This is a genomic window from Acinetobacter sp. YH12052, from assembly GCF_013419835.1.
GTDB classification, from domain to species: Bacteria; Pseudomonadota; Gammaproteobacteria; order Pseudomonadales; family Moraxellaceae; genus Acinetobacter; species Acinetobacter amyesii.
The window spans coordinates 224015-237643 of the sequence record NZ_VOZI01000003.1 but is presented as its reverse complement, the minus strand read 5'-3'; the positions used below and the strand labels follow the sequence as shown (position 1 = coordinate 237643).

The following is a 13629-nucleotide window of genomic DNA, read 5'->3' as shown; positions in this document are numbered from 1 at the left end:
ACTGAGGATCAGAAAGCTTGTTTGAATCGATGTATTTCATCCGCAGATTATGCACGAATGCTAAGAAATCCGGAGTGCAAATATTAACCAAAAAGAAGATCGTTTTTTGATTTATGAAAGAGATCTAATGAATCATTGATTTTAACTTTTGTAACTTGGGTTTGTTTTGGGGAATAAACTTAAATTATTGAAGCTTATTTTGAGGATTGGCAAATGATCAATATTGCTTTAATCGTCCTTATCATCCTATTAATTGTGGCTCTCCTTTTTGTTTATAACCGCAAATTGAAAAATGATAAAACCCTACGTTCACTGCAGGAAAACTTCGATCGTGCGCGGTTAAAACTGGCTGAAACAGAGTCGCAACAAGATGAACTGAATTATGAAATCAGTCAATTACGCATTCAAAACAGTGGCTTAAAAATCCAAGTCGATAAAGTAGTGAAATATCAACATATTGTGGATATTGAACAATATGTTGAGTATCGAACTTTACAGGCTGATGGTTTGGTGGAAGTCACCAAAGCCAATGCCGATATCATGTTGAATGATATTCGCGCACAGATCGAACAAGTGCGTCAGTATTTGAGCAAATATCAAGAAAGAGCTAAATCACAAATACAGGAACAAGCCCGTGCCGAGTTAAAGGGTTTGTATAGCCAAGCGCTGGATCAGCAGCATTTGGAAAACATCAACCGTGCTTTGGACAACAAAATACGGGGCTATCAGTCAGCATTCTTTTTACCTTTACAGAGTATTTTAGATCAGCTGATGGATGGCATGAATGAATCTGCGGCAAACCAAAATTTGACTGCGGTACGTTGCAAAATGATTGATGCAATGGAGCAGCAATCGACTGCAAAATGTAATTATGTCGATGAAGAACGTCGTTTGGCTGCGATGCAATTATTTACATTGGTGTTTAATAGTCGTGCTGATTTGTATTTAGCCCAATTAAATACCAAAAACTTAGGTGAGCTATTGCAGGCTTTGGCGGATGATTTCACCTTGCTCAATGCGCATGGTGTACATTTTAGTCAGGCACAGGTACTCGACAGTTATCTTCAGTTACGCTTAGAAGAGTTGAAAATGGCTGCTTTGGTTTTACATCTCAAAGAAACTCAGGCCAATATGGACGTTGCAGTTTAATTTGAATTGTTATCAGAAAGATCTCTTCGGCGGTCTTTTTTTATGATTAAAGATATTTCGCTAATGCAAATTGCAACAATTATCCGTTAATCTAAGTCAATAGAATAAAATTCATAAACGATAAGGAAACGCACAATGACTCGTGATTTTAAACAATTTCCAGATGATGATAATGGCAATGTGCTGTGGCAGATGCAGCAAGATGGTGACGATCTATCTGTGCCGCACGAAATCGAATATTCCATTGCCTTTTCGACTCAAGAGCAGGCTGAACAGTGTGCATTGTACTTATTGAAAGAAGAGCAAAAAATTTCATTGTTCCAAGATGAAGAATCAGATCGCGTGGAATGGATTATCACGGTCTATGTTTATATGGAACCTGATTATGAAGATATCGTTGATTTAGAGCAGTGGTTTATTAAAATTGCAGAACAACATTCGGGCGAATATGACGGTTGGGGTTGTATGGCTTATATCTATGAAGATGATGATCTGGATGAAGATGAAGCACAATTGAGCTAAGTCTAACTATTGTATCGTTAGCAATAAGAACCCAGTGATTTAACTGGGTTTTTTATTATTTAAATTTTATAAAAATTGTGTAAAATTTTGATTTTTCAATATTTTTAATCAAAATCAATATGAAAGCAGCTCACAAAACATAACACGGCATTGCGTTAAAGTGATGGGATCAATCTGTAGGATTCACTATAGTATTGAACAGCAATGACCTTTCTCGCACGTCTCAAGGCTGTCTCATTTAGAACGTTTCAGTGTGATAAAAATGGACGATAAAGCGAGGGTGAATGCATGTGGATGATTCAGTGAAAACAATGACACAAGGACATCATCATGAGCAATACTGTTCGATTACATCGTGTTTTTAGTGCGCCTGTAGAGCGCGTTTATCGTGCCTTTGTGGAGCCAGATGCTTTGGTGAAATGGATGGCACCGCATGGATTTACGGCCCATGTGGAACATTCGGATGTGCGTGTAGGTGGCTCGTACCGCATGTCGTTTCAAAATTTTTCAACAGGAACCACACACGCTTTTCATGGCGATTATCATGAAGTCGTGCCGAATCATATACTGCGTTATACAGACCAATTTGATATGCCAGAGTTAGCTGGTGAAATCGAGGTCACTGTTGAGTTTAAAGCGGTTATCAGTAGGAACCGAAGTGACGATTGTACAGGCAGGGTTGCCGAGCGTTATTCCACCTGATGCCTGTTATTTGGGTTGGCAGGAATCTTTACAGTTGCTGGCTTTTTTAGTGAATCCTACGATCCCCGATGAATAATTTGAAGAATGATCGAAAACTATAAATAGGCGAAGGAGGGCTTAATGACTGTACACATTAAACGTATTTATGATGAGATAAGCCCAGACGACGGTAAACGCATATTAGTCGATCGCTTGTGGCCGCGTGGTATCAGTAAAGTGAGCGCAGAGCTAGATTTGTGGCCGAAGGCATTGACGCCATCTACAGATTTACGTCGTTGGTATCATCAAGATGAGGCAATGGCTTCTCGATGGGACGAGTTTAAACAGCGCTATTTGCAAGAAATACAGCCACATCAAGCCGAGTTGGAACAACTGCGGGCATGGGAAAAAGAGGAGCCACTAACCTTACTCACAGCGGCTAAACATACGGATAAAAATCATGCGCATATCTTAAAAGCGTTAATATTAAATACCTCATTAGAGATCTAAAATTTAAACCTTCAAGTGCTGTAGCGTTGTGAAATTTACGACCTTCACAAGGTGATTAAACCATACGAAATTTATGGTTTTTAAGTTTATGAAATACATAAAAATGTTATATTAAGTTTTTATGGATTTTTACATCCATCTTTTTTGAGATCTTTTATGTCTTTACCCAATTGTCCCCAATGTAATTCTGAATATACCTATAATGATGGTGACTTACTGATTTGTCCTGAATGCTCACACGAATGGCGTGAAGGCGAAAGCGCTGCAGATGAACAGGTGCTGATTAAAGATGCCAATGGCAATGTATTGAACGATGGTGACACGGTTACTGTGGTGAAAGATCTTAAAATTAAAGGTTCATCTTCAGTGGTGAAAGTTGGCACCAAAGTTAAAAATATCCGTCTTTTAGTCGATGCAACAGATGGTCATGACATTGATTGTAAAATTGATGGTATCGGGGCAATGAAGCTCAAATCTGAATACGTGAAAAAAGTTTAAGTTTCGTTTTTGTTCGCTCCAAAGCAACTTTCAATCATCCTAAGCGAAGGCCACACTTGGCTTAGGATGTCTACTTAAAGATGAAATAGATAACTAATCCGCTATAGATTTTATTTTTCAGCCTGCATAATAGACGCATTACAGGTTTGAAATGTATTTACTATGCCGCATATTCATTTGGAATATTCCAATAACCTTGACGTCGAAGCTCGTCCTTTACTTAAAGCGCTGAACGCTGCCTTATTTGAATCGGGTCATGTAAGTGCCATCAATGATATTAAGAGCCGTGCTGTCGCTCAGGAAGAGTTTGTTGTGGGTTTGGATGAACACGCTCAACATGCGTATATGCATGCCAAAGTTTCATTATTGACGGGTAGAACGGTTGAAGTTCAAAAGCAAATTTCATTGTTACTATTGGACGTGTTGAAACAACATGTCACAGCTTCAGCAATAGAAGTGCAACTTTGTGTGGAAATATTAGAAATGAATAAAGCAACCTATTCAAAGCAGATCGTCAGTCCTTAAAGCCTTTATTCAATGCGTTGAGTAATGCAACTCTATTCACAAATTCAGCATGATGAAAGAATGATGAAATCCGACTTCGGTCGGATTATTTTTTATTGGAATTATTTATTAAAAATCATTTTCTTAGTGATTAAATTTTAAGCCTTTACACTGATCAAAAAAGACATTGAAAAATGTGACCGAGTTCATTTATATTCTGTAGATCAGGTTGAATTTCCAACAACAAATCCTGATCGAATAATAGATAAAACAATGAAAATGAAGGGGTAACATATGTCGGGATGGTACGAGATCAGTCATTCTAATGATCAGCAGTTTCGTTTTGTATTAAAAGCAGGGAACGGTGAAATCATTTTAACGAGTGAATTATATAAAGCGAAAGCATCAGCCCAAAACGGGATTGAGTCTGTACAAAAGAACAGTGCAGATGACAGCCGTTTTGAACGACTGACAGCCAAAAATGGCAAACCTTATTTCAATTTGAAAGCGGCAAACCATCAAATTATTGGAACTAGCCAATTTTATGCCAGTGAGCAATCGCGAGATAAAGGCATTGAATCAGTTAAAACCAATGGTGCAAGTACCCAAATTAAAGATCTAACAGTTTAAATTTGCAATAACCTGATAGAGATAGTTGAAAGGGAATAAACCCTGATGGCTCATCAAAATCACTAGGTCAAAAGCAATATGGTTCTCAGATAAGTGCTGTTGGGTTGGACGCTATTCAATCAGATCAGGCTTATTTGACGGTACAAGGAAGTACCACAACTTCACTGGCTAGAGTGGTGAACGATGAATAAGCAGAATCATATTTTGTATTATGGGCTCATTACGATTTTGATCATCGTCATGGGTTGGATGATTGCGTCTCCGTATTGGGTGTTGTATCAAATACGTCAAGCCTATGAGCACAATCAACCTGAAAAAATTGCTCAATATATCGATTTTGCGGCAGTCAAATCGAGTCTAAAACCACAAGTTGAAGACCTCATTCAACAGAAAACTGGGCTACAGCATTTACCCGAATTTGCCCAGTCTTGGGGTGGGCAGCTCAGCACAGTCCTCAGTGCAACGCTAGTCGACAGTCTGGTCAATCCAACCAGTATCATGCTGCTTTTACAAGGCAAAGCATTAAAAGAGTCGATCCAACTACCAGAAATAACCAAACTGACCAATCCGAGCATGATTAGCCCAGGGATTGAACTATTCACGCATGCTGAAAATAAGGTCGCAGAACAACCTTATGCGTCAACACTATCCAAAAATGACGAAACTGCAACCGCTGTTGCTTTAAAGCAAAGCCAGCCACTTGAACCCAAAGCCAGCTATAGCGCTTGGAATCGATTTGATCTGTATGTGCCGCTCCAAGGCCTAAGCGAAGAAAAATATACCGTATTTAGTATGCAACGCCGCGGTTGGAGCTGGAAGATCGTTAAAATTCAACTTCCAAACGCCGCCCAGAACAATGCTTCATAAAAAATAAAATAAATAGGTGCCAGAGATGCAAGATAAAATCAAAATAGTTGGTGACCAACAGGCCGCTGACGAAATTCTGCAATTTTTAGCCAATTGGGATGAGGTCATCTGCCAATTGAAAATTGAAAATATTGCTGAATCCTGCGCAGCAGATGTGTACTTTTTTGATGCCAGTTGTGAAATGCGTGGCTTAATGGCATATCAAAAAATGTGGGAATTTTATCGGGAGTATTTTCGTGAAGGCTTAAAGGTGTTTAGGCGGGAACTGGTCATCCATGCAGATCCTGATATTGCCTTTCTGCACTGTTATTCCAAAATTGATGATCAGAGCGGGATACCGACGCCGGGGATCTCGTGGTGTCGTAACACCATTGGGATGAAAAAAACGCAGTCTCAATGGAAGATCGTTCATCAACATATTTCTGTTCCCGTGGATATTGTGACACATCAAAGTAAAGTGATTACCTTTTAATTCCTCTCGAAACGCAGTATGAAAACAGAGCCATGTCGCTCTGTTTTTTTCTTTGCAAATCATTACATGAAATGCGTATGCAGCCCTAAAACTTCAGCCTAAATTAAAAAATAATGACCATCGTTCAGGATAAGAAAATGGATCATAAAAATAATAAATTAGCGCAAGATTTTGAATCATCACCATCAGGTCAAAAGCAAGGCTTGCAAGATCTGAACGCATCGAAGCAAATGCCCCCTGCAGATTTACATAAAGTGATTCGAATCACGGCAGGATTTATCATCGGTAGTTTGCTGATTGCCGCCTTATATCTTGGCAAAGATATTTTTATTCCATTGGCACTCGCAATTTTATTGGCTTTTTTAGTTGATCCTTTGGTGATGAAACTCCGTGGTTGGGGACTACCACAGATGCCATCTATATTTATTGTGGTCGGTTTGGCTTTGGCGATTTTGTCCGGCGCAGCCTCATATTTGGGTTATCAACTGGGGCAATTAAGCCAAGAATTACCGCAATATCAGGGCACAATTCAAAAGAAAATGGATTCTATTCGTCAATTTGCACGCGGCCCAAGTGTTTGGGATGGCGCAAAAACCACCATAGATACCGTTGAAAACTCGATAGATGATGTGGTGCCTGAAGAGAAAAATCCTAAAGTGCAGCAAGTGAAAGTGGTGGGGCAACAACAAACCACGGCTGAAGCAGTCATGACTTGGAGTGAGCGGGTACACAATCCTTTGGCAACTGCGGGTATTGTTTTTTTGTTTGTGATTCTGATTTTGGTTAATCGGAAAGATTTGCATGATCGGTTCCTTAAGCTGCTGGGCGGAAATTTAAATATCGGAACAGACGCCTTAGATGAAGCGGCCAATCGTATAGGTAAATATTTACGTATGCAGCTGATGGTCAATGTGACCTACGGTATTCCGATGGCCTTGGGACTATGGTTTATTGGGGTTCCGGCAGCAATTATGTGGGGAATGGTGGCGATTGTGATGCGCTTCGTTCCCTATGTCGGCCCGATGATTTCCGCGATTTTCCCCATTGCATTGGCTTTTGCGGTAGATCCCACATGGAATATGGTGCTGTGGACAGTCGGCTTAATCCTGCTCTTAGAGTTGGTCAGTAATAATATTATTGAGCCTTGGTTGTATGGGGAAAGTACTGGACTTTCAACTTTAGCCATTATCATCGCAGCCATGTTTTGGACGGCGGTGTGGGGGCCAATTGGTTTAATTTTATCGACGCCTTTAACCGCGTGTTTATTGGTGCTTTCGAGCTATGTGCCATCCTTAGGTTTAATTAAAACCCTGATCGGTAGTACTCCAGCATTGGCGCCGCATGAGCGCTTTTATCAGCGATTGGTCGCTGATGATGTGCAAGATGCCATGGATGTTGCACAGACTTTTATTGCTGAAAAGTTACCGAAAGATGCCATGGATGAAATTAAGGCACGTCGGGTCAATGCGTTTTATGCCAAAGTGGCGATTCCAGCCATACGGATTTTTTCGAGCGGACACAACACCGAGGCTAGTGCAGAGCATCGACTACGCTTACATCAAGGCTTAAAGCTGTTTAATCATAGTTTTCAACGGGCATATCCAGTGGCACAAGAGGATCAGAAAACTGAGGTTTTATGTATCGGCGCACGTTGGGAAATTGATGTTCAAGTATCGGCTATGTTGGCGCATGGGCTAAGTTTAAGGGGTATTCAGGCTCAGGCATTTAGCGACGTATTGATTCAAAATCAGCATCAAAGTATGGATGATATCCAAGAGGATATTCAGATCGTATGTATTTCGATTTTCCATACAGCACCAGAAGCTCAAATTCGCCTTTTAAGCCATGTTTTTAAGGCACAGTTTCCAGATATAAAACTGATTTTTGCACTGTGGAGCTGTGATGAGATATCCCAATTAGATGCGATCAAAGAAAATTTCACCGTCGATGCAGTGGTCAATAATATGAATGACTTGTTATTAACCATTGAAGCTTTTCAATTGAAGCATGGTGAATCTTGGTTGGATGAGCCTGATCCTAGCGTTGAAGCGCAGCGCTTAAAAGCATTAGAAGAACTGAATGTTTTGGATGAGCGGAATTTACCGATCTATGAACAATATATTGAAGAAGCCAGACAAGCCTTCGATGTGAAATATGCACAAATTTCTTGGGTCAAGCAAGACTGGGTCTATACCCCAGGTAGCCCTTTGGCTGAGGCTACCGAGCAACCGATGCAGATACGTCAGTCGAAGCAAGATTCGATCTGCAGTCATTTGGTGTATCAAAATGAACGTTTGATTATTGAAGACCTACAACGTGACCCACGCTTTGCGCATTTACCTGAATTGATGCATAACCGCATTCGCTTTTATGCAGGCGTTGCACTTAGAGACCGTAATGGGGTGGCGTTGGGAAGTTTTTGTGTTTTAGATCGGCAGCCGAATCAAATGACCGATGATGATATGAGTCTGTTAAAAGGACTGGCGGCAGATTTGATGAATACGCTCAGTGATGAAAATGTGAAGCGAAAAAAATGTGAGGAGATACAGCAACTGAATGATTCATCTTCATAATTTCAAATGATGCAGCAGATCTTTTTAGGCTGGAGTTTCGGTGAAAAGCATTTTAAGATGGTTCTAATATAATTATTTTGAGCCAAAGACATGAACAAAAATAATGTCATCTGGCAACTTCTATTGGGCTACGTTGCTGCATTGGGTTGTAGTATGAGCTTTGCTCAAATTCAAGGAAACTATTTTTCACATAAGGATTGGGAAATCGCTTGTGATAATACGGGGACTTGTCGCGTTGCAGGTTATCAAGCGGAGGGCAATCAGCCCGCTATTTCTGTGTTATTACAACGTGCCGCGGGCGCTCAAGCGCAAGTCAGCGCACGAGTAAAACTCGATCCTGAAACCTTCAATGCGGCAAATCAACCACTTCAACTTTACATTTTAGGTAAAAATCAGGGAACTGTGCAGCTTGATGCCAAAACTGCGGAAGGTCAGTTAAGTGCAGCTCAAACTCAAAAACTGATTCAAGCCTTACAAGCCAATCAACCGATTGTGTGGAAAGGCAACAACAAAACATGGTTATTGTCTGTGCAGGGCGCAAGCGCAGTATTACTCCGTATGGATGATTTTCAAAAGCGCATAGGGACAAATTCGGCATTATTGCGTAAAGCCAATAGTAGTTCGGCCAATGTACTTAAACCGAAAAGTATTCCGAAAGTGAATATTCAAAATTACAGTAAGGGCTTACAAACACGGTATGCCGTCAATGCGCCCACCGCCAAACAATTATTTGGATTGATAAAGAAGAAAACGACAGTGGAAGATTGTCCTCAACTCTTTGATGCAAATTTTTTAGAGGATGATCGGGTCGTGGTGTTTCCAATCAATGGGAAAAATGCCTTGGTCGAAGTGCCATGTTGGCGTGGGGCATATAATACTGGTAATGGTTATTGGCTGATGGATCGTAACTTAAAGCAAATCAAACAATCCGTGACTTTTTCTGGAAGTGGTTTTAGCGAAGGGCAAATTTTCTCCAATCAACGTGGACGAGGCATTGGAGATTGTCATAGTACAGGGGAGTGGTCGTGGAATGGTCAGCGCTTTATCCAAACCTATATGGCAAAAACCACACAGTGCAAAGGATTTGCTGGTGGTGCATGGGAAATTCCAACTTTGGTCTATCGAGTTCAACTCGACTCTTAATTTGAAAAAGCCCTGATATTCAGGGCTTTAAATGATGCAGGGTTTTATTCTATCCGGTTTAAATAAATAACCGAGAACTTTAAAAACGTTTTGGAATTTTCTGTCCGCCGATAACAGGTGATTCAGCGATTTTCAACACACCAAATAACCATGTTTCGGCATGATGAACAGCCGTTTTGAGCTCATCACCTAAGGCTAAACGCCCTGCAATAAAACTCGCCAATGAACAGCCCGAACCATGATATTCCCCATCCAGTCGTGGACAACGGGTTTCAGAGACTAATTCACCCTGAACATATAACGAGTTTTGAATATAGTCAGGCGTATTTTCATGCCCACCTTTTACTAATACCGCTTGAGCACCCATCGCAAAAAGTTGCGCAGTTGCTTTAGAAATATCCTCTTCACCTGTGAGCGCACGTAATTCTACGGTATTGGGTGTAAGCACAGTGGCAAGTGGAATTAGTTCTGCAAAGGCTTTGACCAAAGTTGCTTGATCGCCCAAAGAGCCACCACTATTGGCAACTAAAACGGGGTCGAGAACATAATGATATTCGGGATGTTCACGTAAAAACTCAGCGAGAGCCGCGATATTTTCAGTCGTTCCTAGCATTCCTGATTTTACACAGCGAATAGGGAGGTCACCGACGACAGCATGTGCTTGAGCCAGCAATAACTCACGTGAGGTTGCTTCAAATGAATACACTTGTTGTGAGTTTTGAACGGTTAATGCTGTACACGCAATGGCAGCATGTGCGCCACTTTGACCAATGGCTTCAATGTCCGCTTGCAGTCCTGCACCACCTGAAGGGTCAAGACCTGAAAAGCACAGTACAGTAGGGCGCACAATGATGTCCTTATTACACAAAATTTGCGATAGTATAGGCAACTTTGAGCGAACACTCGATAGTATTTTTGCAGAAGTGAATGGATAAGGTAAAAGCTGTGATTAAGAATATATTGATCGATCTCGATGGAACATTAACAGATCCAAAAGTTGGCATTACCACTTCAGCACGCTATGGACTGGCGAAAATTGGACATCCCATTTCGGATGAGACCAATATCGATTGGATCATTGGACCACCTTTGAAAGCCTCTTTGGCCGAAATCCTCAATGTCGATGTGCATAATGTACTTGCAGATCAGGCTTTACTTGGCTATCGCGAGCGCTTTGCCGTTACCGGTTTATTTGAAAATAAAGTGTATCCTGCGGTTGCCGAAACTCTAGCAACTTTACAACAGCAAGGCTTTCACTTGTACGTCGCTACAGCAAAGCCGACGGTCTATGCCCGCCAAATTTTAGAACATTTTGATTTGGCAAAATATTTTACTGTGATCTATGGCAGTGAACTGAACGGTGAGCGCACCAACAAAGGCGATTTAATTGAATACATTTTGCAGCAAGAACAGTTGGATGCGAAGGAATGTGTGATGGTGGGAGACCGTGAATACGATATTTTAGGCGCACGCCGTAATGCAGTGCAGAGTATTGCTGTGAGCTATGGTTATGGTAGTGCAGAAGAAATTCAAACGGCTGCACCGGCACTGGTGATTGATCGTTTTAACGATTTGATTTCGAGTATTGAGCAATTGCAGCAGCAGAAAGTGTCGTAGTTGCACCTAATCAAGAGAATGATGCTGATTATTTAAAGATAATCAGCAAAATCAGAAAAATCAGCCCACAGAAAAACCATTTGAGCAAAGGTGACTCATCATTTTTGATGGTTTCTGCTTCGAGTGCGATGCCATGTTTATCGTAGACAAATACAAAATGTGCATTTGCGCTTAGAGCCATTTCTTGAATGGCTTGTAGCTCGAGTGCGCTGACTTCTTCACTTAAGCGTTCTTTTAACTGAATAAAAATAACCGGCTGTCCAAACTCATACCACTTGAAGTGGATCTGTTGTATGAGTTGGTTGAAGCACTGTTCTGCAACATGATAGTTTCGGACAAAACTTCCACGTTCTATAAAAGCCAGAGGGCAGTTTTGTTCAGCTACAATTTGATGATCACGCGTTAAAACTTGCATTTGATCATAATGAATCTGTACCCAAACTGCGTCAGGAAAAGACGCTAATTTTTCTTCTAACATTACTTTTAGGTTTCATTATTATTTTAGTGGATAGCAGTATGTCATTAAAATTTAGAGAAAAATATAGCTGAGATATAAAAAACACATCGATCTATCGAGTTTTTATCTTAAAACGTCTTTCGCAGTTTTGTCACTTTGAATTTTTAACTTCTACAATTGAAATATCTAAATCTTAAGTGTGTTTTTAAAGCCATTATCCTTTTTCTAGAAAACTGTTTCTCATCTGATTTATGTAATCGATCTTGTAACTGTTTCAGGCTTTTGAAAAAATTCAGACAGAAAACAATAAAGCTGAATGCTATGTCCAAATCATTTTTATTCCCTAGTCAGTGGCTCAAACCTTTGCACCCACGTGATCCACATGAGCATCATCGTGTCGCGACCTCTTTAGAATTGCTTTTTGACTTGATCTTTGTCGTGGCGATCGCAACAGCAGGGCAGCAACTGCATCATGCCATTGTTGAAAATCATTTAGCTCAGGGTTTAACGCTGTATGGCATGGTGTTTTTTGCCTTGTGGTGGGCGTGGATGAACTTTAGTTGGTTTGCTTCGGCGTATGATAATGATGATGCGCTCTATCGAATCTTAACTTTCGTACAGATCATTGGTTCTTTGGTCATTGCTGCAGGTATTCCAAGCGCTTTTCAAAAGCAGGATTTTGACGTAATTGTGATTGGTTATGCCATTATGCGTCTGGGCTTAGTTACAGCAGTGGTTTCGCGTTGCAAAGCATGATCTGTCCCGTCGGAAAACAGCATTACGCTATGCTTTTGGCATCATACTGGTGCAAGTGGGGTGGCTGTTCTTTCATTTTTCACCGCTGCATTTCACCGTTTATCTTTTCATTTTGCTCGCAATTGCTGAACTGTCTATCCCAGTTTTTGCAGAAGCTGCAAGCCGTACACCTTGGCATGCGCATCATATTGCAGAGCGATATTCACTGCTTACCATTATCGTTTTAGGCGAATCTATTGTCGGATCCTCGATTGCCATAACCGATGCATTAACAAATCAGCATTTTAGTACTGAACTGATTTTTCTGATGGTGGGCGGCCTGATGATGATGTTCACCATGTGGTGGTCTTATTTTGATACCAGTATTGCAGAGCGTTTAAATAGCCGCAAAATGGCATTTACTTGGGGTTATGGACATTTCTTTGTCTTTATTAGTATTGCGGCGATTGGTGCTAGTTTAGCTGCCGCAGTCAATATGGTTTCGCATGAGGTACTGATTAGTTCTGAAAAAGAAAGCTACTTTGTGGCGATCAACCTCGTGATTTATACGACAAGTTTATATTTACTCCATGAATTGCATCATCAAAGTGGCTTTAGAAAACTTTTATATCCTTTAACCGTGGTGATTGTTTTGTGTATTCCGTTGTTTATTACTCCTGCGGGTTATGCAATATTTGCGATGGCAGTGGTATATGCATTGAGATTGATGTTTACAAAATGCTATTTGGCAAGATAAGTTAATGATATGATATTCATCAATAATTCGTTATATTGCTGATGAAAATAACGTCCAAGAATCATCAAATAAAGATAAAACATAGAGGATTATATGAAAGGGCAAATACTCGATTTTTCTGTTCAAAATAATACAGGCATCATCAGCGGAGATGATCAGAATCGTTATCAATTTTCTGGAAGCGATTGGAAAGGACAAACTGTTCCTGCTCGTGGACAATTTGTTGATTTTGAGACAAGTGGAATGGGTTACGCAACCGATATTTACTTAGTCGCTGTGCCGAATGCTTTAGGCACGCAATACGGTCAAAAGAGTCGAATTGTTGCTGCACTCTTAGCATTCTTCCTTGGTGGATTTGGTATCCATAAATTCTATTTGGGTCGTATTGGATGGGGGATTGTGTATCTACTATTCTGTTGGACCTTTATTCCATCCATTGTTGCTTTTATTGAATTTATTATTTATCTATGCACTTCAGATGAAGATTTTGCACGTAAATATGGCTAAATTTTTG

The 13629-nt window shown here is 40.5% G+C and carries 14 protein-coding genes and 2 pseudogenes; 14 read left to right on the top strand and 2 right to left on the bottom strand.

The annotated features are described in order from the left end of the window. The first annotated feature begins 213 nt into the window (after window positions 1-213). From FTU06_RS03655 to FTU06_RS03605, 11 genes and pseudogenes are all read left to right on the top strand, one after another. A complete protein-coding gene (locus tag FTU06_RS03655; protein ID WP_180144997.1) occupies window positions 214-1149 on the top strand; it encodes a hypothetical protein in 936 nt (311 codons plus the stop codon). A 135-nt stretch (window positions 1150-1284) separates the two neighbouring features. Further along, window positions 1285-1671: a ribonuclease E inhibitor RraB gene (locus tag FTU06_RS03650; RefSeq protein ID WP_078191123.1), complete on the top strand. Its 387-nt coding sequence runs from the start codon at window positions 1285-1287 to the stop codon at window positions 1669-1671. A gap of 330 nt (window positions 1672-2001) precedes the next feature. Then, a pseudogene (locus FTU06_RS03645) lies at window positions 2002-2449 on the top strand (SRPBCC family protein). A gap of 44 nt (window positions 2450-2493) precedes the next feature. Beyond that, a complete protein-coding gene (locus FTU06_RS03640; RefSeq protein WP_111884822.1) occupies window positions 2494-2862 on the top strand; it encodes a DUF488 domain-containing protein in 369 nt (122 codons plus the stop codon). A 156-nt stretch (window positions 2863-3018) separates the two neighbouring features. Beyond that, window positions 3019-3360, top strand: a complete 342-nt coding sequence (locus FTU06_RS03635; protein WP_180144994.1) for a zinc ribbon domain-containing protein YjdM — start codon at window positions 3019-3021, stop codon at window positions 3358-3360. A 162-nt stretch (window positions 3361-3522) separates the two neighbouring features. Next, window positions 3523-3885 carry a 5-carboxymethyl-2-hydroxymuconate Delta-isomerase gene (locus tag FTU06_RS03630; protein ID WP_180144992.1) on the top strand — a complete coding sequence of 121 codons (363 nt, stop codon included), beginning with the start codon at window positions 3523-3525 and terminating at the stop codon, window positions 3883-3885. Window positions 3886-4158: 273 nt separating this feature from the next. After that, on the top strand, window positions 4159-4494 hold the full coding sequence (locus FTU06_RS03625; RefSeq protein ID WP_180009306.1) for a YegP family protein: 336 nt from the start codon (window positions 4159-4161) through the stop codon (window positions 4492-4494). Between the two features lie 183 nt (window positions 4495-4677). Continuing rightward, the gene (locus FTU06_RS03620; RefSeq protein ID WP_180004734.1) at window positions 4678-5361 is read left to right on the top strand and encodes a DUF2939 domain-containing protein; all 684 of its coding nucleotides are present in this window, start codon (window positions 4678-4680) and stop codon (window positions 5359-5361) included. A 25-nt stretch (window positions 5362-5386) separates the two neighbouring features. Next, the gene (locus tag FTU06_RS03615; RefSeq protein ID WP_218946117.1) at window positions 5387-5833 is read left to right on the top strand and encodes a nuclear transport factor 2 family protein; all 447 of its coding nucleotides are present in this window, start codon (window positions 5387-5389) and stop codon (window positions 5831-5833) included. A 137-nt stretch (window positions 5834-5970) separates the two neighbouring features. After that, window positions 5971-8406 (top strand): AI-2E family transporter, encoded by a 2436-nt coding sequence (locus FTU06_RS03610; protein WP_257234242.1) that lies wholly within the window; start codon window positions 5971-5973, stop codon window positions 8404-8406. A gap of 90 nt (window positions 8407-8496) precedes the next feature. Beyond that, entirely contained in the window at window positions 8497-9549 is a 1053-nt protein-coding gene (locus FTU06_RS03605) for a DUF1176 domain-containing protein (protein ID WP_180144989.1), read from the top strand. A gap of 79 nt (window positions 9550-9628) precedes the next feature. On the opposite strand, the gene FTU06_RS03600 is transcribed toward FTU06_RS03605, so the two are convergent. Beyond that, window positions 9629-10396: a hydroxymethylpyrimidine/phosphomethylpyrimidine kinase gene (locus FTU06_RS03600; protein WP_180144986.1), complete on the bottom strand. Its 768-nt coding sequence runs from the start codon at window positions 10394-10396 to the stop codon at window positions 9629-9631. Between the two features lie 98 nt (window positions 10397-10494). Between FTU06_RS03600 and FTU06_RS03595 the strand changes: the two genes are divergently transcribed. Then, on the top strand, window positions 10495-11166 hold the full coding sequence (locus FTU06_RS03595; RefSeq protein WP_180145006.1) for an HAD-IA family hydrolase: 672 nt from the start codon (window positions 10495-10497) through the stop codon (window positions 11164-11166). 28 nt (window positions 11167-11194) lie between these two features. Here the strand turns inward: FTU06_RS03595 and FTU06_RS03590 are convergent, their stop codons facing one another. Then, on the bottom strand, window positions 11195-11644 hold the full coding sequence (locus FTU06_RS03590; protein WP_168378559.1) for a hypothetical protein: 450 nt from the start codon (window positions 11642-11644) through the stop codon (window positions 11195-11197). 300 nt (window positions 11645-11944) lie between these two features. Between FTU06_RS03590 and FTU06_RS03585 the strand changes: the two are divergent. After that, window positions 11945-13115 (top strand): annotated as a pseudogene (locus FTU06_RS03585) (low temperature requirement protein A). Between the two features lie 93 nt (window positions 13116-13208). After that, window positions 13209-13622 carry a TM2 domain-containing protein gene (locus FTU06_RS16730; protein ID WP_228144741.1) on the top strand — a complete coding sequence of 138 codons (414 nt, stop codon included), beginning with the start codon at window positions 13209-13211 and terminating at the stop codon, window positions 13620-13622. Window positions 13623-13629 lie beyond the last annotated feature (7 nt).